The sequence below is a fragment of the Simiaoa sunii genome (assembly GCF_014337175.1).
Lineage (GTDB): Bacteria > Bacillota > Clostridia > Lachnospirales > Lachnospiraceae > Acetatifactor > Acetatifactor intestinalis.
The window spans coordinates 772,808-796,867 of sequence record NZ_CP060633.1 but is presented as its reverse complement, the minus strand read 5'-3'; the positions used below and the strand labels follow the sequence as shown (position 1 = coordinate 796,867).

The window sequence follows — 24,060 nt, the reverse complement described above, 5'->3', positions numbered from 1 at the left end:
TTCCTGTTTCTTTTATCCTACGCTTCCGTCGTCTCCTGCATCCGCTGCATCAGCGTCTGCTTATCCAGATCCTCCAGCTGCCTCTTCTCATATCCGGGAATACTGCCGTCAAAACCACAGACTTTTTTATAGGCGCAATAGGTACATGCTTCCTCATTTCCCTTTTCGTAAGGATTTGCCGCTATTTTACCGTCCAGGATCTCCCTGCCAATCTGGCGTATCTTCGTATCCACATAAGCAGATACCACATGCAGCTCCTCACGGCTTAAGATTCCGGATCTGGCACTGAAGCTTCCGTCCTTTTTCTTTTCCACCGGAATGACTTTGGACTTGTCCTGTAAAAATCGATCCAAACGTTCCACCACGGCGGGATCGCTGTTCACCACACCGTTCATGCGAAGCTTTGTCAGAATCTCTTCGTTGATCTGCTCCTGGGTCAGTTCCACCGGAGTCTCTATCGTAGGATCATCAATATGATAATACAGCAGTGCCGCCGGTACGATCTCCTTATCCGGATGCTTTCTGCTCTCCAGCTCCATTGCCGCATTCATATATACCACCAGCTGCAGCTGCAGGCCGTAGTACAGTGCCGCCAGGTCGAATTTCTTATTGCCGGACTTGTAATCGATGACCTTGACATAGACATGCTCCGCGTCCTCCGATACATCGATGCGGTCAATGCGTCCCTGCAGGTGCATCTTCTCTTCTTCAGACAGATCCACATGAATACTGTCCAGATCCTCCGCAAACCGGAAGGACAACTCATAATCGTCCGGCTGAAAGCTTCCCTGCTTCAGATGCTGCTGCAGTGTCAGCACCGTCCGGGTCAGGATCCTGCTCATCCGGGTAATAGCATATTCATTCCTTGCAGAACTGTGCAGAACGGTCTCCCCATAAGTCGCAGCATAACCTTCCACTGCTTCTTTGATTGCCTGAGTTGCAAAATTTTCATCAAAATCCCACCATGTTCGACCGGATTCTGCAAGTTTTCCTGCGAAATTCTCCAGTACCGCATGATACACATTTCCCATATCCGACACTTCAAAGCCGAATTCTTCTCTCTCCTGCAGAGACAGGCCATATTGCAGGAAATGTCTGCAGGCGCAGGCAGCATAGGTCTCTAAGCGGCTCACACTGTTCTCCAGCTGCCTACCGTACAATGCTCTCGCCACGATCCTTGACAGACCGCTCTCCTTATATCTTCTAAATGCTGCCGCCGTCAGACGGTCTCTGCCCTCCGGATCTGCTTCATAGGCACAGTACATGAGATAAAAATCCTGCCGTTCCTCTTCCCGCAGCGTTCCGTCCGCATATTCCCGCAGTTCCTCCGCCAGATATCTGGCACCTTCCTGTCTGCCCTCGATCTGCTCTAAGCGGCTGCGGTTCTGGGGATATTCCACCGCAAGCTGCGGAAAAAGCTTCCGTACCGTATCGATCAGGTAAGACGGACGGATTCCCTTCCCATCACTGTTTACCTTGGCATAAGACAGATACAGCCGTTCTGAGGGTTTCGTCATATTCAAATACAGATACAGTCTCTGAATGTACATCTGTTGTCTGGGACTCGGTGCCATTTCTGTTCCGGATTCGATTAAAAATTCTCTGTCCATATCGGAGATAATGCCGCCCTTGGAGGCATTTTTCGGAATGTTTCCATCATTTACCCCCAGGAAAAACAATACTTTAACCTGTTTTAAGCGGGTCCGCTCCATATCACCCACCACAATACGATCCACATTCTGCGGAATCGTACCTACTGTGATCTCGCCAAAACCAGCCTCTAAAATATCCGCAAATTCCTGTAGGGAAATCTCTTCCTCACCCAAAAGTTCATAGATTTGATCCAGCAGATCCATGACCAGACGGTAGATCTGTGCATATTCCCTGGCTTTCGCCAGGTCGCCCTCCTGCTCGAACCGCTGTTGATAATTCAAAAGCTTTTGCTGTACCTGATTCTGCTCCAGAAAATCATACAGGTGATCCACATACTCGCCGGCTTTTGCCCGGGGAGCCATATGCAGGATCTCCACGGTATCCGCAAACTGCTGTCTGATACGGTTCAGACGCTCCATGGTCTCTTCCGCCTGCTCTGTGTCTTCCTGCCCACTGCCTTGCTGCATCTCCTCAGTTTTTCGTGTGAACAGGCGGCTGTAGGTGCGATACCCTCTCGCCCCGGTGCGGATCACATAATTCTCCAGTTCGTCAATTTCCTCTCTGGAGATATCCGCCATGCCGCTGCGCAAAAAATGAAATACGGTATCATACGAAAAATCCCTGATATATAACTGCAAGGCACTTTTGATGTATTCGATCATGGGATTTAAGACAATCCCTCTGGTCCTGTCCAAAAAACAGGGAATCTCCAGCTGCCCGAATTCTGTTTCCACATAGGAAGCGTACCCCTCCAGATCTCCGATGACCACAGCAATATCCCGGTAAGTAAGTCCTTCTTCCCGGATCAGCTTCCGGATATACAATGCCGTCTGATGGACTTCCTCTCTGGGAGAAAGTGCCTCGAACATACGGATCTCACACTGTTTCTCCGTATAAGGCTCATACTGATAGCGGAACAGGTTCTGCTCCAGATAACATAACGCCGATGCCTCGGTGAAACGGTTGGGACCGCCCTTTACAAATACATCTTCCCCTCGTGTCACCTCTGCCTCCGCCGCCAGCTTCACCAGATCCGCCACTGTTTTTTTACTCAGATGGAACAATTTCTGCTCGCCGTCCATCTGATAAGGGTCTTCTTCCTCACCAATGGTCACAGTGACAATGGTCTCCTCGCACACCCGCATCAATTCCTGGATCAGACGGTTCTGTATAGGGGTAAATCCCGTAAACCCGTCGAATACCACCACACTGTCCGGAAGGATCTTCGACTTTACCAGGGATCTGCGCAGCACATCCAGTGTCTCCTCTGTAGTGATAAAATGGTCTCTGATATAATCCTGAAATCCCCGGTACAGAGTCTTTAAATCTCTGAGCTTCATTGCCAGTGCGCCCCTTTTTTCGGCGCTGGCGATCAGTTTATCCATATCCTGTGTGCTGATGCCGTACTGCATGAATTCGGAGATGGCACTTTTTACCTCATGGATATAGCCCTGCTTATGCAACAGACTTCCCATGGCAGGCAGCTGCTCCTTCAGATCTGCCGCGATCTTCTGCAGCACCAGGCTTTTCCCGGTGTCATCCAGTACAGGCATTTCCTTCGTTCCTACTTCCTCCAGGATACGATGGCTGAGTCTGCCGAAGCTTAAGACATCGATATTCAGGATACCGCCTCTGTCACTGTGCATGACCAGATCCTTCTGGGTCTGCATGGTGAACTGATCCGGCACGATGATCAGGAAATTCCTCCCCGGCTCCTGCGCCGCCCGCTGCATGATCTCTTCATAGATTCTGTGACTCTTGCCGGACCCGGAAGGTCCAAAATAGAAACGTAAGCTCATAGGTCTCCTTTTGCAGTCTTCTGCCTATTGTATATCAAGCTCGATCGGACAATGGTCCGATCCCGGAACTTCCGTGTGGATCTTCGCATCCGCCAGTCTGTCCTGCAGGCACTGTGACACCACGAAATAGTCAATTCTCCATCCGGCATTTTTCGCCCTCGCCTGGAATCTGTAAGACCACCAGGAATAGATTCCGGTCTGCTCCGGATAAAAATAGCGGAAAGTGTCGATAAATCCATTTTCCAGTACTTTGGAGAAGCAGGCGCGCTCCTCGTCGGTGAATCCCGCATTGCCGCGGTTCGTCTTCGGATTCTTCAGGTCGATCTCCTGATGCGCCACATTCAGGTCACCCGCATAGATCACCGGCTTTTTCTCTTCCAGTTTTTTCAGATAAGCCAGAAAATCCGCCTCCCATTGCATCCGGTAATCCAGGCGCTTTAATTCCTGCTGGGCATTCGGTACATAGACTGTCACAAAATAGAACTCCGGGTACTCTGCCGTGATCACTCTGCCCTCATGGTCATGCTCTTCCATGCCGATGCCATAGGTCACCTGCAAGGGTTCCTCCTTGGTAAAAATGGCGGTACCGGAATAGCCCTTTTTCTCCGCATAGTTCCAGTACTGGTGATATCCGGGCAGATTTAAGTCAATCTGTCCCTCCTGTAATTTAGTCTCCTGCAGGCAGAAAATATCTGCGTCTATCTCTTTAAAAAAATCTAAAAAGCCCTTCTGCATGCAGGCTCTCAGTCCGTTTACATTCCATGAGATAAATTTCATGCTTTTTCCTCTTTCTTATTTTTGATTGTTTAACCATTCCTGCTCCTTGCGGGCAGCCTCCAGGGACGCTTCGTACCCTTTTAGAATATCCGTAAGTCTCTGCACATCTGTGATTACGCTTGCTTTATTTTCCGGGTGATCCATCCAGGGATGTCTGTATTTTGCAGGATATATGTTTTCTATGGTATTTTCTCCAATTATGTACCATTTTTTCTGATAACAGATGGTGTTGTCCTCCGGGTTTAAGAAAGCGAACAACTGTGTCAGCGGATAGCTCTCCGTCTCCGTCGCCATCTTCCGATTCTTCAGATTCTCTTCTCTGCCGGTCTGATCCTTGTGAATCTTCACGTTCGTTCCTTCCGGTTCTACGATCAGCGTCATAGGTTCTGCCGGTTTCTTCCACAATTTATCCAGTATATAATTTAACGGTCCCAGCAGCAGGATCGTCATAAGGACCGCCAGCGTCCCCGTCAGCTCCGGGATCCAGTCGCCCAGTACCAGCATCTGGAACAGTACATGATCACTGTCCCGCACGCCCCAGACTTTCATTACGACAAATGCCGCCGTCACCGCATAGATCAAGATTGTCGCTATGACAAACGGCATCAGCGCTTTCTCTTTTTTGATGCCCCAGGAAGCATAAGCCTTCCGCTCTTCTTCCGTGAACAACACCGGCAGTTCATAGTTTTCTGTCATGCTCTGATTCTCCCTTTTTTTATTATTCTCCGAGAATGATACGGAGGAGATGTTTGTCTAACATCAGTGTCCGGTTCCAGGGGTTTAAGATCACACCTTCAATGCCCTCTGCGGTCAGCGTCATGCGAAACAGCTGCTCGATATCCGTGAGGAACGTAGACATCACACTGCCGCTTCCTTTTAATTGTTCTTCGAAGCCGGTGAACGCCGACCACCATTTTTTTCCATCGGAGGTCTGCACCGCCTGTAAACGCATAGCGGTTCCGGCGGCCTGCATCACCGCTTCTTGCACATCTGCGGAAGGCGGCTCCACTGCCACGATGAACTGCCCCTGCTCCCGCATCCGTCTGCGCACCACTGTCAGCGCGTGTGCCAGAAGCTCTTCCGTGGGCTCCTGCTGTAATGCCAGAATTGCCTCCTCTATTTTTTCGTTTCCTTGTAAACCTTTATCCTTCTTCTCATCCATATCACTGATCGTATCCTTTTTTATTTGTCATTATCAGGCAGCTTTACTGCGTACCCCACCACACACATCTATGCCTATCATACCATAAAAGCTTACGCAATTCCACTTACGTTTCCCTCCTCTCATTTTCCCTCCGTGCATTTTAGCTTCGCGCGCTGTCTTTTCCTTGACAGTAACCACATTCATTGCTAACATGAACCTGAGCATTTCAAGCTCAGAAATGAGGACCATTATGATCACTTTTGACCCGAAGCATAGATACAGCGATGCCGCTAAACTGGCTCGTCTGAAAAATAAAAAGCTTTTCCTGTTCGACATTGACGGAACGATCGCCGTGGGCGATACCCTGTACGAAGGCAGTGCGGATCTGATCCGCTATATCAACGACATCGGTGGCAGGGCTTATTACATTACCAACAATTCCACGAAAAGCGGGCTGGACTATGTGAAGAAATTCCACGATGCATTTCACTTGGACAGCACAGAGGATCAGTTCATCACCTCCGGTTATATGACGCTGCGCTTTCTGAAGGAAAATTATGCAGAGAAAAAAATCTTCGTACTGGGAACTGCTTCCTTCGTAGCCGAACTGCGTAAAAACGGGCTTCATGTCACCGAGGTCTGCGAAAAGAATATCGACTGTGTAGTGGTTGCCTACGACAGTGAATTAAATTACGGCAAGCTTACGGAAGTCTGCAAAGTTTTATTCACCCAGGACGTTCCCTTCTACGGCACCAATCCGGATCTGCGCTGTCCCATCGACTTCGGCTTTATCCCCGATTGCGGTGCGATCTGTGATATGATCACCGCTACCACCGATAAACAGCCCATTTACTTGGGCAAACCCAGCAAAGAAGTCGTAAACTTATGCCTGGATATATCCGGTTTTACCCCCGAGGAGACACTGGTAGTCGGTGACCGTCTGTATACCGATATTGCCTGCGGCATTAACGGCGGCGTGGACACCTGCGTCCTATTCACCGGCGAGGCACAAAAAAAGGATATTCTGACTCCCGAGGGGGAGCCGAATACCCAGTATCTGCCGGACTATGCTTTTGAAAATGTGCAGGAACTGTTAGATGCCTGCAAAGAATAAATTAAGAGTTACTCTCTAATGGATTTCTTCACGACACCGATTCCCAGCGGATAAGGTCCGGTGTGTACACCGATGGTAGCACCGATCTGGAAAGTGGGAATGGTGTCGATGTCGTATCCCTTCTCCTTCAGTCTGCTTACCAGTCTGTCCCTAAACTCCACGGCTTCTTCCTTATCGTAGCCGTATCCTATACAGATACTGTAATCTGCAATATCTGTCTTCTCCTCTGCCAGATATGCCAGCAGCAGGTCGATAGTCTTGTCCACGGTCTTGCGGCGGCTTCTGCCGATACCGGACGGGAAAATTTCGCCTTCTTTTAAGGTGATGATAGGCTTGATGCCAAGCAAGCTTCCTGCTACACTTGCTACTTTGCCGATGCGCCCACCATGCTTTAAGTATTCCATATTTCCGACCGTGAAAAAGATTCTTCCGGAGCTCTTGATCTCATTCAGGCGATCAATGCTCTCCTGATATCCTGCACCCGCATCTCTGAGCCTTACTGCTTCCAGTACATAGATTCCCTGAAGAACTGTGTTCACACAAGAATCACAGACATAGATCTGTGATTCGGGATATTCCTCTTCCAGAATCGCCTTCGCATTCAGCGCGGACTGCATGGAGCCACTGAATTTGGTCGTAATGCAGATACAGATAATGGGTGTACCCGCTTTGACATAAGGCAGAAATGCATCCAGGTAATCCTGTACGGACGGCATAGAGGACTTGGGATATACATCCGGATGATCCACCATTTTCTGATAGAATTCACGTACACCGATCTCTACCATTTCTTTTTGATATTTTCCCTCTTCAAAAGATACATAGAAGGGAACCACTGTGATATTCTTCTCTTTGGTAAGCTCCAACGGAAGATCGCAGGAACCGTCTGATATAATATGAAATGCTTCGCTCATTCTCGCATACACCTTTCTGCTTCTTTTCAAAGTTTAGCTTACCACGTTGTAGAGTAAAAAGCAATGCGTTTTTGACTTTGTATTTCATTTCATGGTATTTTAAATCTTTTTATGTAGTTTTTATAACTATATAAAAATTTAGATAGTTTTCCGCGATATTTGTCGATGAAAGGATGTCAACCTTTATCAGACTTTCGTTGACAATAGGTTCTTCTCCCGATATACTAAAGTTGTTAACCATTCATTCCTTTGGTTGACATTTTTCTGCAGGAATGACCCCCCTTTCATTCTCTGCAAACTGACAACAGCCCGGCAGAAAACCTGCCGGGCTGTTGTCAATCCTTATGCGAGCTTAAGTCTTTCGACCCTGATATCATGCTATATGGAGTAATCCAGATTCTCCAGTCTCTTTTTCCTACGCTCTACAAGATCTGCTATGGTAACCCCATCCACTACTTTATTCACAGCATTATACAGCTCCTGCCATACCTCCAGGGTCTCACAGGTATCGCAGCGTTCACAGATGTCCGCACCGTCTTCCAGACAGGCCACCGGTGCCAACGATCCTTCCGTCAGCCGCAGGATCATTCCCACCGTATAATCTGCCGGGTCTTTTGCGATGCGGTAACCACCCTGTGCACCACGGACGCTCTTCACATATCCTGCCTTATTCAGCACAGCAATGATCTGCTCCAGATACTTTTCGGAAATCCCCTGTCTGGCAGCGATTTCTTTTACCTTGATACACTCTCCATTGTTGTTCAATGCCAGATCCAACATGACACGTACTGCATATCTTCCTTTGGTTGAAATTTTCATCCTATCCTCATTTCCGAGCATCCTCCTGCTCTGTTTCACTTTTCATATCAGCCTGCTTATTCCAAAGCAGTTCAAAACTGCTCCGATCTTTCTATGGTTTCCACAGATTCTACCTTATTTTTTCTTTATTTTTCTTTTTCCTATAGTTCATATAGGATTTGTGGAAACAACAGAAAAATCTGGAGAGCATCCACCCGAATGCTGTTCGGAAAAATCTCCTCCCATTCCTCGGAATGCTCTCCGGATTTTCGCATTACTTTACTGGCACTTCACCTTACTTGTAAGGGATAACGCCACCATTATAATTGTCGTTGATGAACTGCTTGATCTCATCGGACTTCAGAGTATCTACCAGTGCCTTGATCTTAGGCAGATTCTCGTTGCCTTCCTTAACAGCGATTACATTTACATAAGTAGCAGCTGCTTCGGAATCATCGCTCTCATACAACAGAGCATCGTCTGCAACAGTCAGGCCTGCTTCCATAGCATAGTTGCCGTTCAGGACACCGAAGGATACTTCCGGAAGGGTTCTGGGAACCTGTGCTGCTTCCAGCTCTACGAAGGTGATGTTGTGAGGGTTCTCAACGATATCCTTAGTAGTAGCGGTCAGACCCACACCATCCTTCAGGGTGATGTAACCGTTATCCTGTAACAGTAACAGAGCACGTGCCTCATTGGTGGTATCGTTGGGTACTGCGATAGTTGCATTGTCAATGTTGTCTAAGCTGGTCTCGGTTCCGGGATACAGTCCGAAGGGCTCGTAATGGATACCGCCGGCATTTACCAGATGGGTACCTTTCTCCTCGTTGAAGCTCTCCAGATAAGGAATGTGTTGGAAGTAGTTTGCATCGAAATCACCGGACTCTACTACTAAATTAGGCTGTACATAGTCATCAAAAATCTGAATCTCCAGAGTATAACCCTGCTCCGCTAACAGAGGCTTTGCTGCCTCCAGGATCTCTGCATGAGGTACTGCACTTGCAGCTACCTTGATAGTGGTATCGGTGTCAGCTACTTCCTTGCTTTCTGTTGCCTCGGTAGTCTGGGCAGCGGTTTCCTGGTTAGCTGTTGTTGCAGCTGCCTCGCTGGTCTGAGCAGCTGTTTCGTTGCTGCCGCAGCCGGTCAGTGCGCTCACGGACAATGCTGCAACTGCGATCAAAGCAATCACTTTCTTTTTCATAATACTTCTCCTCCTAAATCTTTTGGTAAAAAATTTTAGTCTATTGAATCAGATGCCTTACATCTGCCTCAATCTTTTCGTTTTCCCTAACGGGTTCTCTTATCCAATTTCTTGGAAATCGTCATTCCGATATATTGCAGCAACTGTACCAACAGTACCAACAATACTACTGTCACCAGCATAATATCGGTCTGGTAACGATAATAACCGTATCGGATCGCAATATCACCGAGTCCGCCTCCACCTACGGCACCTGCCATAGCGGAGTAGCCTAAGATTGTTCCCAGTGCAATGGTCGCATTCACAAGCAATGAGGTTCTGGATTCTGCCAGCATAACCTTCCAGATGATCGTCCACAGGTTAGCTCCCATGCTCTGTGCTGCTTCAATCACTCCGTGATCTACCTCCAACAGAGAGGATTCCACCATTCTGGCAATGAACGGTGCCGCTGCCAGAGTCAGAGGAACGATGGTAGCCGTCGGACCATAGCTCTTTCCTACAATGATACGGGTCAAAGGGATGATCATGATCAACAAAATCAAAAACGGAATGCTTCGCACAATGTTGACGATCACATCCAGAATCTTATAAATGATCTTGTTCGGACGCAGTCCCTTCGGTGCGGTAATCACCAGGGCAATTCCCATAGGAAGTCCGAGTACATACCCCATAAATGTGGAAACAAGGGTCATATACAAAGTAACAAAGGTGCCTTCCACCAGCATCATAATCGTTGCATTATCCCACATAGTCTTTCAGCTCCTCCACTTCCAGTTTTCTCTCCTGTAAATAATGGATCATCTTGTTCGCCGCCATTTCATCCTCCGGCAGCTGTAAGATCATCTGTCCATGGGCGATACCGCCGATGTCCTTGGTATCCGCTAACAGGATATTAACGGGAGCCTTGCACTCCAGCACCATATTGGCGATCACAGGTTCAAATGAAGAATTCTCGGTGAAAACAATGCGGATGCAGCGTTTGCCGGACATTTCCTTCGCCTTGGGATCCACCATGAACACCAGCTTTCTAGCTGCCTGGGACTGGGGTCTGGAGAATACCTCCTCCACAGTACCATGCTCTGCCAGTTCTCCGGCATCGATAATGGCTACATGGGAACAGATCTCCTGTACCACAGCCATCTCATGAGTGATGATCACGATGGTGATGCCGTACTGTTTGTTGATGTCCTGTAATAATTTCAGGATCTCCTTGGTCGTCGTGGGATCCAGCGCACTGGTCGCCTCGTCACACAGCAGGATCTTCGGCGTATTGGCAAGAGCTCTTGCGATTGCCACACGCTGCTTCTGTCCACCGGAGAGCTGAGAAGGATAAGCGTCTGCCTTTTCCTTCAGTCCTACGATCTCGAGCAGTTCCATAGCGCGCTTTCTGGCCGCCTGCTTCTTCACACCCACGATCTCCATGGGGAAGCATACATTGTCCAGAACACTTCTCTGCATGAGCAGATTAAAATGCTGAAAGATCATCGCAATGCCTGTACGAACCTTACGAAGTTCTGCCTCGGTCAGTGTCGAAAGATCCTGATCTTCTACGACTACGGTTCCCGTGGTGGGCTTCTCCAGATAGTTCAGGCAGCGTACCAGGGTAGATTTTCCGGCACCACTCATACCGATGATGCCGTAGATGTCTCCCTTGTTGATATCCAGGCTGATACCCTTTAAGGCTTCTACCTGATTATCTTTACCAATAAAAGTTTTTGTTACATTCTTGATCTGAATGATCGGTTCCATAAGTTCCTCCATTCCAGGTTCGTGCTTTTAAGGGAAGAAAAGCGCAAATTCCTTGAATTCCTAGTACCATGCCATACATTCTAACACAAGAATGCAAGTCTGTCCAGTTCTGCAAATTTCGTCTTAAGCTTCTGCAAACATCGGGGTGGACAGGTATCTGTCACCGGAATCAGGAAGCAATGCTACGACTGTTTTGCCTGCATTTTCAGGGCGTTTTGCGATCTGTGCTGCTGCGTACAGAGCTGCGCCGGAGGTGATTCCTACCAGGATACCTTCCTTATGAGCGATGAGGCGGCCGGTGGTAAATGCCTGATCGGTAGTAACGGTAAAGATCTCATCATAAATGCCGGTATTCAGAACGGAAGGAACGAATCCTGCGCCGATACCCTGCAGCTTATGAGGTCCGGGCTGTCCGCCGGAAAGTACGGGAGAATCTGCAGGCTCTACTGCTACGATCTTCACTTTGGGGTTCTTGGATTTTAAATAAGTACCAATGCCGGTCACGGTTCCGCCGGTACCTACACCTGCTACGAAGATATCAACCTTGCCATCGGTGTCTTCCCAGATCTCAGGACCGGTGGTAGCTGCATGTGCGGCGGGGTTCGCGGGGTTATCAAACTGTCCGAGGATCACGGCTCCCGGGATGGACTTCTCCAGTTCTTCTGCCTTGGCGATGGCACCCTTCATGCCCTTGGAGCCTTCGGTCAGTACCAGCTCTGCACCGTATGCCTTCAGGAGGTTACGGCGCTCCACACTCATGGTCTCGGGGAGGGTAAGAATAGTTCTGTAACCCTTGGCTGCAGCCACACTTGCCAGGCCGATACCGGTGTTGCCGGAGGTGGGTTCGATGATGGTGGAGCCTTCTTTTAAAATACCCTTCTTCTCGGCATCTTCGATCATTGCCAGTGCGATTCTGTCCTTAACGCTTCCTGCGGGATTGAAGTACTCCAGCTTTGCCAACAGTTCTACGCCTTCGATATTCTGATCCTTCAAGTAGTTTGTCACCTTTAAAAGGGGTGTATGTCCGATCAGCTGGGTTGCAGATGTGTAAATCTTACTCATAATAGAATCCTCCTTAAACCTGAAAATTGTGTTTGTTTTTATTTCCCACTTATCTGATATGGATGTTATGGATTTATACTATACTATTCCGCTAGGAATGTCAACTATTATTTTTTAAACTTTTTGAGAGTTGTGCCGTGGAACGGAAAATGGTATGATTTAGGTAATTAATCCGTAGCCCCAACAGCAAGTAAGAAACGCGGCACGCTCGTACTTTAGTACGATGCGCTCATGTCGCAGAGCGTAGCGGTACATAAGCGTGAAAAGTACTCACGCTAAGTACCGACGTCTGCTTACGGCCTGCTTATTCTTACTTGCTGTCGTGACTACTGGGTTATTCATTAATCAGGAAGGAAACACCAATCCATGGCAAATAACATTTACCGCGTTCCTACTATATATAGTGATATCAAAAAAACGACTGAACCTCTCTCAGTCCAGGTACCGGGTTCTAAGAGTATCACGAACCGCAGTCTCCTTCTGGCGATGCTGGCGGAGGGAAAGTCCACGCTGCGTGGGGTGTTGTTCTCGGATGATTCGAGGCATTTTCTTAAGTGTGTGCAGGATCTGGGATTTGAGACGACGGTGGATGAGGAGAGTTGTATCGTCACGGTAGAAGGACTGGGAGGAAAGCTTCCCTGTGAAGAGGCTGTGTTAAATGTGGGAAGTGCAGGAACGGCAGCGCGTTTTCTGACAGCTACGTTAGGTGTCTCGGAAGGTGTTTTTCACATGGATTCTTCGGAGCAGATGAAGAGGCGCCCCATGGATCCGCTTCTGTCCTCTCTGGCAGAATTGGGGTGTGAGGTCCGCTGCGAAGGAGAAGATGGGCATTTTCCTTTTACGCTTACCGCTCATGGGTTCGGACAGGATCATATCTCCATCGATATCGGGCACAGCAGTCAGTTTCTGAGTGCGCTGCTGATTGCTTCGACTTTGTCTTCGGAAGATTTTACGATTCAGGTAGAGGGTACCCATGGGATGGCGTATATCGAAATGACGCAGAAGATGATGGAGCAGTTCGGAGTCTGCGTGGAGCGTCCCACGCCGGATCAGTTCCGTATTCCCGCCGGTCAGCATTATAAAGCATTAGATTATCAGATTGAGCCGGATGTCTCTGCCGCCTGTTATTTCTATGCGATGGTACCGTTACTGGGAATCCCGGTCTGTGTAGAGCATGTGCATTTTGAAAGTCTGCAGGGAGATGTAGAATTCCTGCGTATCTTAGAGAAAATGGGATGTACCGCACAGGATACGGAAAAGGGAGTCCTCCTGCTGCCTCCTTCAGCTTTATCGGACGCCGGAACGCAGACTCCCGCTTTCCATGGTATCACGGTGGACATGTCCTCCTGTTCCGATCAGGCGATCACACTGGCAGCCATCGCACCGTTTGCCGACAGCCCCTCCTGTATCACAGGCATCGGGCACATCCGTTTCCAGGAGAGTGACCGCATCCATGCCATCTGTACAGAACTGACCCGTATGGGCATCCGCTGCGAAGAGACGCAGGACAGCATCACCATCTATCCGGGGACGCCAAAGCCTTGTACCGTAGCCACCTACGCCGACCACCGCATGGCTATGGGGTTTGCCCTCACCGGTCTGCGCACGGAGGGCATCGTGATCGACGATCCCGGATGCTGCCGCAAGACCTTCGAGAATTATTTTGAAGTACTTGACCAGGTGATCACGGAGATATCAGAGGGTTAGGCATATAACTGAAAAAGAGAGCATCCATGGCTCTATATTTCTGCCATGGATGCTCTCTCTTACTTTCTTTGTTCAGTTTATGCTGTTTTCAGCAAAAATGTCTTAGTTCTCCTGACCCTTTACCGCGAAGCATACGCCGGTGTCATCGGGCTTGTCCTCATCGAACTTGTAGTCCTTGCCGGGCAGTACTGCATTCAGGATAATACCGGCCAGCGCACCTACTGCCAGTCCGGACAGGCTGATGGTGATCTCGCCGATATGGAATGCGATAGCGCCTGCTGCACTGTAGTTGATACCGATGGACAGTACCAGGATCAGAGCGGCGATGATAACGTTACGGCTCTTGGTAAAGTCTACCTGAGTCTCTACGATGTTACGGACACCGACTGCAGAGATCATACCGTACAGTACCAGGGATACACCACCGCAGGTAGCGGTAGGCATACAGCCGATCAATGCTGCTACCTTCGGAGAGAAGGAGAACAGTACAGCGAAGCCTGCTGCAATACGGATAACTCTGGGGTCGAATACCTTGGTCAGAGACAGTACACCGGTGTTCTCACCGTAAGTGGTATTCGCAGGGGCACCGAACAGGGATGCAATAATGGTAGCCAGGCCATCACCTAACAGCGTACGATGCAATCCGGGTTCCTTGATATAGTTGATACCAACGGTGGAAGAAATAGCGGAGATATCTCCGATATGCTCTACCATGGTAGCCAGGGCGATCGGCATAATGGTGATCACGGAAGTGATTAACAGAGAAGTGTTGCCGTCGGACAATGCCCAGAAAGCGGTCTCATTCCAGTGAATGGGAAGTCCGATCCATGCAGCTTCCGCAACGGGTGTGAAATCCACACGGCCTAAGATAGCTGCCAGCACATAAGAACCAACAACGCCGATGATGATCGGAACGATCTTCACCATTCCCTTACCCCAGATATTGCAGATTACTACCAGTGCAATAGCGACCACTGCGATCAGCCAGTCTGCGGAACAGTTGTTGATAGCGGACTGGGACAGGGTCAGACCGATGGCAATGATGATAGGTCCGGTTACGATGGGCGGGAAGAAACGCATTACCTTGCCGGTACCGAAGATCTTGATCAACAGGGATAATACCAGATACAGCAGACCTGAGCAGGCCACGCCGAAGCAGGCATAAGGAAGCAATGCGGAATTGTCCGCACCGTCTGCCATAGGTGCGATTGCGGCATAACCGCCTAAGAAAGCAAAGGAAGAACCCAGGAATGCGGGTACCTTTCTCTTGGTCAGCAGATGGAACAATAAAGTTCCCAGACCTGCAAATAACAGTGTTGTGGAAACATCCAGACCTGTCAGCATGGGTACCAGAATCGTGGCACCAAACATTGCGAACATGTGCTGAAGTCCTAGCAGAAGCATCTTGGGCACGCCCAAGGATCTGGCATCGTAAATGCCATTTTCGCCGAGTGTAGTCTTCTCGCTCATTTTTCTCCTCCTGTGTCATAGACATGTGAACTTGTAATATTTGCCGCATAGAGATAGGCAGATAGTCCTCTACCTGCCCACACCTATGTGACCTTATTAGTTACATGATAGCTTTTCATCGTTCCACAGTCAAGAAAAAATTTATTCCACTGCATGTTCTTTCAAAAAGTCCAGCCAGATGGGAATATACCGGGCCTTCAGGTGCACTCCGTCGTAAGTATAGGATGCCACCATTCCTCCGGTCTCATCACAGATCAGCGGATTCACATCCAGGTAATATATCTTCTCATCATCCGCCAGCTTCGCGATTTCTTCATTCCTGGCTTCGATGCCCTCATTGGTAATATAGTCTCCCTGCCCGGAGCGCTCCGTGGTCACCTTCATGATCGCCTGCAGGTAGATCACCGCATCGGGCTGCAGCTGTTGCAAATGCTGTACTGCCTCCCCGTAAGCCTTCATGAAAGATTCCACCGTACCGGTTCCCATCTCGTTAATACCGATCATCAGATAGATCTTGGCAAACTGTTTCTCGGATAGTGCCTCTTCCACCGTGATCTTTTTCTTCTGCCCCGGCACCGCTACTATTTTCGAATCGAACATCTTATAAATCGTAAGTCCGGTAGAGGCATAAAATGTGGAGGTCTCTTCCAGTCCACCGTATTCATACATTCCCACTGTCCGGGAATCCCCGATGAACACAGCATCATCAAAATAGCTGTCATCCACCGTATGGTAAACCACTTCTTTTGGCAGTTCTTCCGAAGGCTCTATCGGTTGTGGTTCCTCCGTTGTCATTGTCTCTGTCTGCGTGTCTGCCGATGTCTCTCCGGCTGCCGGTGTCTGACTTTCCCCTGTGGGATCTTCTGTGCCTTCCGGGACCGTATCCCCCGATACGGTTCCGTCCTGTTGTCCGGGTTCCGATGTATGACCCATCCGGGCACCGCCTGCCAGCTGCACACCCCTGTTATACAATTCCCGAAGGGGATCCGTATACACCTGCCAGTTGTCCGTCCATGTAAAAAACAGGACTCCCATAAGCAGCAGACTGATGGGAAAGGATAATTTTCTTATCCATTGTCGTAGTTTCTGTAACATATTTCCTATCCTATCCAGATTTTCTAAAAACTAAAGTACATAAATGGGTTATTTCCCTCTAATATAAGTCTCCAGACGCAATACCAGAATACCGCTGCCAGCAATATTTTCATCAGGATCTTATCCTTGCCGTAATCGTACAACTTCTCGATTGCCGGCGTACATGCCAGCCCGGATACGGCTAACAGCCCACCGTAGGTAGACAATGCTTTCCACGCATCCTCATAGCCGCCACTGATCCCCGGTGCCAGCCACATCATTTTATCCAGATAGACCTGCAGCTGTGACAGATCCGTAATGGCAAAGCACATCCAGCTTACTGGAATGATCAGCCACAGATAAATGTGCGGCAGTACTTTCATTTTATGTACGAATTTTAATCTTCCCAGCTGCCGTTCCAGCACAATGCAGATCCAGAGCAATCCGCCCCAGCAGAAAAAGTTCCAGCCGGCGCCATGCCAGAAAGCTGTCAGCATCCATACCACCAACAGATTAAAAATCGTGCAAAGTTCCCCTCGTCTGCTGCCTCCCAGCGGAATATAGACATACCGGCAGAACCATTGCCCCAGTGTCATATGCCATCTGCGGTAAAAATCCCTGACCCCCCGGGCCATATAAGGTCTGCGGAAATTTCTGGGCAGTTCGATTCCCAGCATCCTGCCAAGCCCCATTGCCATCAACGAATATCCACAGAAATCAAAATAGATCTCCATGGAATAAGCAATGGCTGCCAGCCATGCCAGCGGAGTGGAGATACTCTCGAATCCGGTTACCTGTACTTCATGCCACAGGATCCCTACGCGGTCGGCCAACAGCACTTTGGCTGCCAGTCCTAAGACAAACAGCTTCATGCCGTCCTCCAGTCCCTGCATAGTAAAAGTCCTGTTGTACAGGCTGTCTTTCACCTCACCATAACGGGTAATGGGGCCGGAGATCAGCTTCGGAAACATGACCACATAAGTTGCAAATTTTAAAAAAGAATACTCCCTATCTGCATCTCCGCGATATACATCGATCAGATAAGACAATATCTGAAAGGTATAAAAACTGATCCCCAGAGGAAGTCCCGCAGAACCTCCCCGGCACTTAAACCAGATCAGAATGCCAATGTTAATACTCAATGCTGTCACGAACAACAGCCTCTTGCGCCATAACGTCCTGGGGCTGCGCTTTGCCAGATGCAGTCCGATAAAATAATTACATAAAATGGAAATCATCAAAGGTGCAAGATTTCCTGCATCTCCCATTGCATAAAAGACAATGCTACCTATAAGCAGTGTCAGGTTTCTGTATTTATGCGGTGTGATTCCATAGACAATCAGGAAAATCGGCAGGAACCACAGCAGAAATTCAATACTGCTGAATATCAAATAAATCACATCTTTCTATTTTCGCTTTACACTTGTACTATCATAGTAGCTTGAAATGAAATGTATTACAACAAAACAATTCTTAATTTTAAATGACATTATTTTACAAATCAGTAATCTTTTTGCAATTATTTCAAACATCGTTTACAATAGTTTTCATACAGACAGAATATCGTCAGGAAAGGATCGTTTTCTATGAAAGAACAGTTATACACAATTCCCTTAAATGATGCCGTAAACGCCCAGGACGAATGTCCTTTCTGCTTCATCCACAGAAGTATCGAACAGGATCTGTTAGACTTCGTCTTAGGCTCCGGTTCCTCCTACATGGAAGCGGATATTAGAGAACAGACCGACAAGGCAGGCTTCTGCCGCTATCATTTTCAGAAGATGTTCGACTACGGCAATACTCTCGGCAACGCCTGGATCCTGAAAACGCACTACCAGCGTATGATCCGGGAAATGCAGCAGGAATTTGCTTCCTTCCGTCCCGGAAAAAGTTCTCTTCTGGGAAAATTCAAAAAAGCCGAGGGCAGTGAAAATACCATCGGTATGTGGATCCGCGCAAAAGAGGACTCCTGTTATATCTGTTCCCAGTACAAGGATACTTATGAAAGATACCTGGACACCTTTTTCTATCTGTGGAAAAATGACGAAAGTTTCCGGAATAAGATCATAAACGGAAAAGGCTTCTGCCTGCCTCACTTCGGAGACCTCTGTGAAGCCGCCGGTCGCAAGCTCTCCGATAAGGAAAAGCAGGAATTCTACGACGGCCTCCTGCCCGTCATGGAAGCGAATATGCAGCGGATCTCTGAGGATGTATCCTGGCTGGTGGAAAAATTCGATTACCGAAATAAGGACGCCGACTGGAAGAACTCCAAAGATGCCATCCAGCGCGGCATGCAGAAATTAAAAGGCGGATATCCCGCAGATCCCGCCTATAAGATGTCTAAATAGTTATCATTTTCTTCAAAATTATGATGCAAATAGGATGCTATTTTTCTGAAAACGCTTCGTCAGAGGGCTGTGTGGAACGTTCCGCCAGCCTTCTGCTTAAGTTCAGATACTCTGTGATCTCTTCATACAACATCTCCGGCTGAAAAGCATCCTCTAAAATCCTCTCGTTCATCAGTCCCTTAATGGTCAGTTCCAGCATTTTACGAAGTTTCACGGCATCCTCTGCGGAAGCATATTTACCTAGATCCGCTCTTGCGAAAACAGACTCCAGATAATCTTCCAGCTGCTGTTTTCTCTCTTCTACCGCCAGCAATGCTTCACTGACATTTTCCGTCTGCGCCCGGTTCAGAAAAGGCTGCAGATAAGGATAACCGCACATGGCATGCATTTTTCCACATTCCACCTGCTGTAGCAGAGCAAACAGATCCGTCTCCTTCGCATCCACCGCCGTAGACAACTCCAGCAACAGGTAACGGACGCTGTAATCATAGACAAATGCATATACACCCAGTTTGCTTCCGAAATAATGGAATAACAAACCCTTGCTGATAGCCGCCTCCTTCACAATATCATCCGTACAGGCATGGCGGTAACCGTGCAGTGCAAATACTTTCAGTGCGGCATTGATCATACGATCCTGCTTTTCTTTTTTTAAATCAAAAAATTTCTCATTCATATCGCAACATATCCCTTTTCATTTTACGCAATAAGGTTTATCATATAACTGTATGGACAAATGTATAAAATTCCGAACCGTTACATACACTACAACATGGAAGGAGCAACCCTATGGCTAAAAAATTTGGCAAATTTCTGCTGTTCACTGCAGCAGTAGGTACCGCAGCCGCAGCTGCTTACTACTATATGCAACAAAAAAACTCTCTGCTGATGGAATCCACCGACGCAGATGACGATTACGATGATTTCCACGAGGATCTGGACGAGAGCACGGAGTTCTCCCGCAATTACGTTCCTCTGAATGCTTCCGTTCCGGCTTCCGCTCCCACGGAAGAAACCGCTGAAACCGAAGCTTCCTCTTCCTCCTCTGATTTCACACCGCTCTCCGGTCAGGCAGCCGATCTGTCCGGCGAAGAAGGTGAAACCGTCGAAGATGTGGAAGAATTTTTCGATGAAGAGGATGCCGAGGGCGAAGAGCCTCCCGTAACCGAAGAATAATAGCAGTATCCTGAGAAGGTCTCACAGCCATGCATTTTGCAACCGGCGGAGGCCTTCTTTCATGTCTGCCTCATCCATACTTCCGAATCCCAGCAGCACTGTCGCTTTGTCCGCAGCGGATGCCACCATATTCTCTGACATCCCATAGACCTTCACATTTTCCGCCGCAGCGGCATCCAGGAGCTCTTTTTCCGTCACATTTCCTTTCGCCGTCAACAGCAGATGCAGCCCCGCATCTTCCCCGGAGATCCGGAATTTTTTTTGAAAAGGCTCCAGTCCCTCTAACAGCTGGTCGTGTTTGGCACGATAACGCATCCGCATCTTGTTCAGATGCCTTTCGAAATAACCGTCCCGGATAAACTCATTCAGGATTCGCTGGTCGATTCTGGATACCGTACAGGAATAGAAAGAACAATCCCTGCGGTACACCTCCAACAGTGTCTCCGGCAACACCATATAGCTGACACGGATCGCCGGTGCGATCGCCTTGGAAAAAGTACCGATGTAGATCACTTTTCCCCTATCGTCCGAGGACTGCAGGGACGGAATCGGTTTGCCGCGATACCGGAATTCACTGTCGTAATCATCTTCGATCAGATAGCGGTCCGGCTTTTTCTCCGCCCAGCGCAACAGCTCCGCCCGCCGGCCGATCGTCATCACCGCTCCGGTAGGGTACTGATGGGAGGGCATGACATAGGCCACCCTGACCGGTTCCTGTTCCAGTTTGTCCGCACGCATTCCTTTATCATCCATATCCACTGTCACAATATGATAGGCGAATGACCGGAAGATACGGTACGCACGTTTATACGTAGGATTCTCCATGGCAATTCCCACATGTCTCCCCAATATTTTCTCCAACAGTAACAGCAGATAATCATTTCCCGCGCCCACAATGATCTGCTCCGGACGGCAATTCACCCCTCGGGAAGAATGCAGGTAACGGCTGATCGTCAGTCTCAGATCATAATCCCCCTGCGCCTCTCCCTGGGCAAACAGTTCACTGTTGCTGTCATTCAGGATATTTTTCGTAATCCGTTTCCAGACACCGAAAGGGAAACCGTTCATATCGATTCCATAGGGGGAAAAGTCAATCCTTTTTTCCTCGTCCCGGTCTTCTGCCTGTGGATCCCATGCCTCCGGTTCCGGCACCCTGCCAGTTTCCTGCTCCAGAGTGAAGATTCCCTCCAATTTGCATACAAAGTATCCCTTATAGGGTCTCGCCTCGATATATCCTTCACTTAACAGCTGGTCATAAGCATAATCCACCGTACTCCTGGCCACCTGCAGATATTCTGCCAAAGAACGCGTGGAGGGAAGCCTCTCTCCTGCCAGAAGCTTCCCTTCCCTGATTTCCTGTCGTATATGCTCATATATCTGCTGGTACAGACATTTGTCACTGTCTGTACGCAGCCGGATCGTCATATCATACATAATGTTGTCCTACTTTTTCTGACTCTTCAGTTCCTCCAGGATCTGGTCTTTCAACTCTCTTGCCTTGTCCTTGGTACGGGCATTGGCCGATGGAGATGTGAGGATTGAAGCCACCATACGGCTTGCCACATCGTATTTCTGAAATCTGGTGGCCAATACTCCGATCAGGAACTCCACCGTAATTTCATCCATACCGCACATGGGAAATCCTTCGGTCTGAAGCGCTTCCGTGAAGCCGGTATAAGCATTCTTCAGATAGGCCTCTTCCATGTTTTTCACTTCACGGAGACGGGCCATGTCCGTATCTCCGGATTCTTCCAGATATTCCTGATATCCTCTCATGAGCCATCCGCTCTTTAAGCAGATATAAGCCTTCTCGCTGGCATGGGCACGTTTTACCACCGCATTTGCGAGGCACAGCTTATAGCGTTCGATCGCCTCTTCATAGGTGTAGATATCGTCATCATAGGTGTGCAGCTGTACTTTGCTGCTGATATTCTCTTTGATCAGTTTGGCATATACCTTGGTAATGTTGTTGAAATATCTGTTCAATGCTGCATATCCGCAATGGGGACACAGGATCACATCATATTTTACCGCATCGATTCCTTCGTATTTTGCACGAAGATCCTGATCGGTGCCTAAAAGTCTCGCCTTGCCGGTCTTCATGATCTTGGTGGAAAAGTCTTCTCCACATACCGGGCAGGTAAAATTCTTGTCGTAGATCAGGTCCTTTTCTTCTATCTTAGGTGCCTCGACCACTGCCTGTTCTTCCTTTTTCTCCTGTCCAAAAATATCCATATCCTCCAGGTTATCCAGGCCCAGTCCGGCCAACCCGCACAATTTGTCTGACATATGTTTCTCCTTTTCCAAACTTACTTAGGCAGTACATAAGAGCTCTTCAGAGATACGATACGGTTAAATACCAGTTCTCCGGGTTTGGTGTCTTTGCAGTCCACGCAGAAGAAGCCCTGTCTCACGAACTGGAAGCGGTCGTACGCCTGTGCCTTTGCAAATGCAGGCTCTAAGCGGCACTCTGTCAGAGTGGTCAGAGAATTCGGGTTCAGATTCAGACTTCCGTCCTCGTTGTATACACCCTTCTCCTCATCAATAATATTCTCATACAGACGCACCTGTGCTTTCACAGATTCAGCTGCACTTACCCAGTGGATCGTTCCCTTAACCTTACGGCCGTCTGGGCTGTTGCCGCCGCGGCTCTCCGGATCGTAGGTACCATGTACTTCCACAACCTTACCGTTTTCATCCTTGACACAACCGGTGCACTTTACGAAATAAGCGTTCATCAGGCGCACTTCGTTGCCCGGAAACATGCGGAAATACTTCTTGGGAGGCTCTTCCATGAAATCGTCTCTCTCGATATATAACTCCTTACCAAAAGGAACCTCACGGCTTCCCAGTTCTTCATTCTCCGGATTGTTGACTACAGGCAGCATCTCGGTCTGTCCTTCGGGATAATTATCAATGACCAGCTTTACGGGATCCAGGATCGCCATCATACGGGGCGCCTTTGTCTTCAGATCCTCACGGATACAGTACTCTAACATCGCATAATCTGCGGAAGACTGTGCCTTGGAGATACCACACAGCTCTACGAACTTCTTGATAGATTCCGGTGTGAAGCCTCTTCTGCGCAGTGCTGCGATGGATACCAGTCTGGGATCATCCCAGCCGTCCACGATCCCCTGCTCTACCAGCTTCTTGATATAACGCTTACCGGTCACCACGTTGGTCAGGTACAGCTTGGCGAACTCGATCTGCTTGGGAGGATGCGGGTATTCCAGTTCTCTTACCACCCAGTCATATAAGGGTCTGTGATCCTCGAACTCCAAAGTACAGATAGAGTGGGTCACGCCTTCAATGGCATCCTCGATAGGATGTGCAAAATCGTACATCGGGTAAATGCACCATTTGTCACCGGTATTCTGGTGAGACATATGTGCCACACGGTAGATAACGGGATCACGCATATTGATATTCGGTGATGCCATATCGATACGGGCACGCAGTACCTTGGAGCCGTCCTCGTATCTGCCTGCCTTCATATCCTCGAACAGTGCCAGATTCTCTTCTACGCTTCTTACGCTACCGGGATCCTCCTTGCCGGGCTCGGTCAGGCTTCCTCTGTACTCACGGATCTGCTCTGCACTTAAATCGGAGACATACGCCTTGCCCTTTTTGATCAGCTTTACGGCTGCTTCATACATCTGGTCAAAATAATTGGATGCGAAGAAGAGGCGATCCTCCCAGTCCGCGCCCAGCCACTTTACATCTGCCTTGATGGACTCCACGAATTCAGACTTTTCCTTGGTGGGGTTAGTATCATCAAAACGCAGGTTGAATTTGCCGTTGTATTTCTGAGCCAGACCATAGTTCAGCAGAATACTCTTGGCATGTCCGATGTGAAGATATCCGTTGGGTTCGGGAGGAAAACGGGTATGTACGGTATCATATACACCCTCCGCCAGATCCTTGTCGATGATCTGCTCTATAAAATTCTTAGATTCCTTCACTTCTGCGGAATCTACGATTTCTTTTTCCAGTTCGCTCATGGTAATATCCTTGCCTTTCGTTTACTTAATACTGTTTTCGTAACCTTAATCTTACCACACAAGGAAAATT

General features: G+C 48.5%; 21 protein-coding genes. 4 read left to right on the top strand and 17 right to left on the bottom strand.

Going from position 1 to position 24,060, the window contains the following annotated elements; genetic code table 11:
• Window positions 1-17: 17 nt before the first annotated feature.
• The 4 genes from addB to H9Q77_RS03755 are packed head-to-tail and all read right to left on the bottom strand — an operon-like array spanning window position 18 to window position 5,391.
• Window positions 18-3,452: a helicase-exonuclease AddAB subunit AddB gene (gene addB / locus H9Q77_RS03770; RefSeq protein WP_249326576.1), complete on the bottom strand. Its 3,435-nt coding sequence runs from the start codon at window positions 3,450-3,452 to the stop codon at window positions 18-20.
• A gap of 24 nt (window positions 3,453-3,476) precedes the next feature.
• Window positions 3,477-4,229, bottom strand: a complete 753-nt coding sequence (locus tag H9Q77_RS03765; RefSeq protein ID WP_118546794.1) for an exodeoxyribonuclease III — start codon at window positions 4,227-4,229, stop codon at window positions 3,477-3,479.
• A 15-nt stretch (window positions 4,230-4,244) separates the two neighbouring features.
• Window positions 4,245-4,925 (bottom strand): hypothetical protein, encoded by a 681-nt coding sequence (locus tag H9Q77_RS03760; protein ID WP_118546793.1) that lies wholly within the window; start codon window positions 4,923-4,925, stop codon window positions 4,245-4,247.
• A 22-nt stretch (window positions 4,926-4,947) separates the two neighbouring features.
• Window positions 4,948-5,391, bottom strand: coding sequence for an SseB family protein (locus H9Q77_RS03755; RefSeq protein WP_118546792.1), 444 nt, complete (start codon window positions 5,389-5,391; stop codon window positions 4,948-4,950).
• Between the two features lie 232 nt (window positions 5,392-5,623).
• Between H9Q77_RS03755 and H9Q77_RS03750 the strand changes: the two genes are divergently transcribed.
• On the top strand, window positions 5,624-6,487 hold the full coding sequence (locus tag H9Q77_RS03750; RefSeq protein WP_249326575.1) for an HAD-IIA family hydrolase: 864 nt from the start codon (window positions 5,624-5,626) through the stop codon (window positions 6,485-6,487).
• Between the two features lie 8 nt (window positions 6,488-6,495).
• On the opposite strand, the gene H9Q77_RS03745 is transcribed toward H9Q77_RS03750, so the two are convergent.
• From H9Q77_RS03745 to cysK, 6 genes are all read right to left on the bottom strand, one after another.
• Window positions 6,496-7,401, bottom strand: a complete 906-nt coding sequence (locus H9Q77_RS03745; protein WP_118546790.1) for a DegV family protein — start codon at window positions 7,399-7,401, stop codon at window positions 6,496-6,498.
• A gap of 378 nt (window positions 7,402-7,779) precedes the next feature.
• The gene (locus H9Q77_RS03740; protein WP_022154510.1) at window positions 7,780-8,220 is read right to left on the bottom strand and encodes an RrF2 family transcriptional regulator; all 441 of its coding nucleotides are present in this window, start codon (window positions 8,218-8,220) and stop codon (window positions 7,780-7,782) included.
• Window positions 8,221-8,494: 274 nt separating this feature from the next.
• Window positions 8,495-9,400 carry a MetQ/NlpA family ABC transporter substrate-binding protein gene (locus H9Q77_RS03735; RefSeq protein WP_022311799.1) on the bottom strand — a complete coding sequence of 302 codons (906 nt, stop codon included), beginning with the start codon at window positions 9,398-9,400 and terminating at the stop codon, window positions 8,495-8,497.
• An 86-nt stretch (window positions 9,401-9,486) separates the two neighbouring features.
• Window positions 9,487-10,149 carry a methionine ABC transporter permease gene (locus H9Q77_RS03730; protein WP_117464845.1) on the bottom strand — a complete coding sequence of 221 codons (663 nt, stop codon included), beginning with the start codon at window positions 10,147-10,149 and terminating at the stop codon, window positions 9,487-9,489.
• Entirely contained in the window at window positions 10,139-11,149 is a 1,011-nt protein-coding gene (locus H9Q77_RS03725) for a methionine ABC transporter ATP-binding protein (RefSeq protein ID WP_118546789.1), read from the bottom strand. The genes H9Q77_RS03730 and H9Q77_RS03725 overlap by 11 nt, the downstream gene beginning before the upstream one ends.
• A gap of 123 nt (window positions 11,150-11,272) precedes the next feature.
• A complete protein-coding gene (gene cysK, locus H9Q77_RS03720; RefSeq protein WP_022153038.1) occupies window positions 11,273-12,211 on the bottom strand; it encodes a cysteine synthase A in 939 nt (312 codons plus the stop codon).
• 366 nt (window positions 12,212-12,577) lie between these two features.
• On the opposite strand from cysK, the gene aroA reads away from it, so the two are divergent.
• Window positions 12,578-13,918 carry a 3-phosphoshikimate 1-carboxyvinyltransferase gene (aroA, locus tag H9Q77_RS03715; RefSeq protein ID WP_118546788.1) on the top strand — a complete coding sequence of 447 codons (1,341 nt, stop codon included), beginning with the start codon at window positions 12,578-12,580 and terminating at the stop codon, window positions 13,916-13,918.
• A gap of 102 nt (window positions 13,919-14,020) precedes the next feature.
• On the opposite strand, the gene H9Q77_RS03710 is transcribed toward aroA, so the two are convergent.
• From H9Q77_RS03710 to H9Q77_RS03700, 3 genes are all read right to left on the bottom strand, one after another.
• Window positions 14,021-15,388, bottom strand: a complete 1,368-nt coding sequence (locus tag H9Q77_RS03710; protein ID WP_118546787.1) for a uracil-xanthine permease family protein — start codon at window positions 15,386-15,388, stop codon at window positions 14,021-14,023.
• A 141-nt stretch (window positions 15,389-15,529) separates the two neighbouring features.
• Window positions 15,530-16,483, bottom strand: a complete 954-nt coding sequence (locus H9Q77_RS03705; protein ID WP_249326574.1) for a GDSL-type esterase/lipase family protein — start codon at window positions 16,481-16,483, stop codon at window positions 15,530-15,532.
• A 23-nt stretch (window positions 16,484-16,506) separates the two neighbouring features.
• Window positions 16,507-17,862, bottom strand: a complete 1,356-nt coding sequence (locus H9Q77_RS03700) for an MBOAT family O-acyltransferase (RefSeq protein WP_249326573.1) — start codon at window positions 17,860-17,862, stop codon at window positions 16,507-16,509.
• 186 nt (window positions 17,863-18,048) lie between these two features.
• On the opposite strand from H9Q77_RS03700, the gene H9Q77_RS03695 reads away from it, so the two are divergent.
• Window positions 18,049-18,810 carry a DUF6062 family protein gene (locus H9Q77_RS03695; RefSeq protein WP_249326572.1) on the top strand — a complete coding sequence of 254 codons (762 nt, stop codon included), beginning with the start codon at window positions 18,049-18,051 and terminating at the stop codon, window positions 18,808-18,810.
• 37 nt (window positions 18,811-18,847) lie between these two features.
• On the opposite strand, the gene H9Q77_RS03690 is transcribed toward H9Q77_RS03695, so the two are convergent.
• Window positions 18,848-19,486: a TetR/AcrR family transcriptional regulator gene (locus H9Q77_RS03690; protein ID WP_118546783.1), complete on the bottom strand. Its 639-nt coding sequence runs from the start codon at window positions 19,484-19,486 to the stop codon at window positions 18,848-18,850.
• 113 nt (window positions 19,487-19,599) lie between these two features.
• On the opposite strand from H9Q77_RS03690, the gene H9Q77_RS03685 reads away from it, so the two are divergent.
• On the top strand, window positions 19,600-19,986 hold the full coding sequence (locus H9Q77_RS03685) for a hypothetical protein (RefSeq protein WP_249326571.1): 387 nt from the start codon (window positions 19,600-19,602) through the stop codon (window positions 19,984-19,986).
• Window positions 19,987-20,007: 21 nt separating this feature from the next.
• Here the strand turns inward: H9Q77_RS03685 and pdxR are convergent, their stop codons facing one another.
• From pdxR to H9Q77_RS03670, 3 genes are read right to left on the bottom strand one after another with little or no spacing between them, the layout of a single operon-like run.
• Window positions 20,008-21,420 (bottom strand): MocR-like pyridoxine biosynthesis transcription factor PdxR, encoded by a 1,413-nt coding sequence (pdxR, locus tag H9Q77_RS03680; RefSeq protein ID WP_249326570.1) that lies wholly within the window; start codon window positions 21,418-21,420, stop codon window positions 20,008-20,010.
• A 9-nt stretch (window positions 21,421-21,429) separates the two neighbouring features.
• Window positions 21,430-22,275, bottom strand: coding sequence for a DUF2225 domain-containing protein (locus H9Q77_RS03675; RefSeq protein ID WP_249326569.1), 846 nt, complete (start codon window positions 22,273-22,275; stop codon window positions 21,430-21,432).
• 20 nt (window positions 22,276-22,295) lie between these two features.
• Complete coding sequence (locus H9Q77_RS03670) at window positions 22,296-23,990, bottom strand: glutamine--tRNA ligase/YqeY domain fusion protein (RefSeq protein WP_249326568.1); 1,695 nt, start codon at window positions 23,988-23,990, stop codon at window positions 22,296-22,298.
• Window positions 23,991-24,060 lie beyond the last annotated feature (70 nt).

Excerpts from the sequence above, each read along its gene's own strand:
- addB (WP_249326576.1), bottom strand. The coding sequence starts at position 3,452 with ATGAGCTTACGTTTCTATTTTGGACCTTCCGGGTCCGGCAAGAGTCAC.
- H9Q77_RS03765 (WP_118546794.1), bottom strand. The coding sequence starts at position 4,229 with ATGAAATTTATCTCATGGAATGTAAACGGACTGAGAGCCTGCATGCAG.
- H9Q77_RS03760 (WP_118546793.1), bottom strand. The coding sequence starts at position 4,925 with ATGACAGAAAACTATGAACTGCCGGTGTTGTTCACGGAAGAAGAGCGG.
- H9Q77_RS03755 (WP_118546792.1), bottom strand. The coding sequence starts at position 5,391 with ATGGATGAGAAGAAGGATAAAGGTTTACAAGGAAACGAAAAAATAGAG.
- H9Q77_RS03750 (WP_249326575.1), top strand. The coding sequence starts at position 5,624 with ATGATCACTTTTGACCCGAAGCATAGATACAGCGATGCCGCTAAACTG.
- H9Q77_RS03745 (WP_118546790.1), bottom strand. The coding sequence starts at position 7,401 with ATGAGCGAAGCATTTCATATTATATCAGACGGTTCCTGCGATCTTCCG.
- H9Q77_RS03740 (WP_022154510.1), bottom strand. The coding sequence starts at position 8,220 with ATGAAAATTTCAACCAAAGGAAGATATGCAGTACGTGTCATGTTGGAT.
- H9Q77_RS03735 (WP_022311799.1), bottom strand. The coding sequence starts at position 9,400 with ATGAAAAAGAAAGTGATTGCTTTGATCGCAGTTGCAGCATTGTCCGTG.
- H9Q77_RS03730 (WP_117464845.1), bottom strand. The coding sequence starts at position 10,149 with ATGTGGGATAATGCAACGATTATGATGCTGGTGGAAGGCACCTTTGTT.
- H9Q77_RS03725 (WP_118546789.1), bottom strand. The coding sequence starts at position 11,149 with ATGGAACCGATCATTCAGATCAAGAATGTAACAAAAACTTTTATTGGT.
- cysK (WP_022153038.1), bottom strand. The coding sequence starts at position 12,211 with ATGAGTAAGATTTACACATCTGCAACCCAGCTGATCGGACATACACCC.
- aroA (WP_118546788.1), top strand. The coding sequence starts at position 12,578 with ATGGCAAATAACATTTACCGCGTTCCTACTATATATAGTGATATCAAA.
- H9Q77_RS03710 (WP_118546787.1), bottom strand. The coding sequence starts at position 15,388 with ATGAGCGAGAAGACTACACTCGGCGAAAATGGCATTTACGATGCCAGA.
- H9Q77_RS03705 (WP_249326574.1), bottom strand. The coding sequence starts at position 16,483 with ATGTTACAGAAACTACGACAATGGATAAGAAAATTATCCTTTCCCATC.
- H9Q77_RS03695 (WP_249326572.1), top strand. The coding sequence starts at position 18,049 with ATGAAAGAACAGTTATACACAATTCCCTTAAATGATGCCGTAAACGCC.
- H9Q77_RS03690 (WP_118546783.1), bottom strand. The coding sequence starts at position 19,486 with ATGAATGAGAAATTTTTTGATTTAAAAAAAGAAAAGCAGGATCGTATG.
- H9Q77_RS03685 (WP_249326571.1), top strand. The coding sequence starts at position 19,600 with ATGGCTAAAAAATTTGGCAAATTTCTGCTGTTCACTGCAGCAGTAGGT.
- pdxR (WP_249326570.1), bottom strand. The coding sequence starts at position 21,420 with ATGTATGATATGACGATCCGGCTGCGTACAGACAGTGACAAATGTCTG.
- H9Q77_RS03675 (WP_249326569.1), bottom strand. The coding sequence starts at position 22,275 with ATGTCAGACAAATTGTGCGGGTTGGCCGGACTGGGCCTGGATAACCTG.
- H9Q77_RS03670 (WP_249326568.1), bottom strand. The coding sequence starts at position 23,990 with ATGAGCGAACTGGAAAAAGAAATCGTAGATTCCGCAGAAGTGAAGGAA.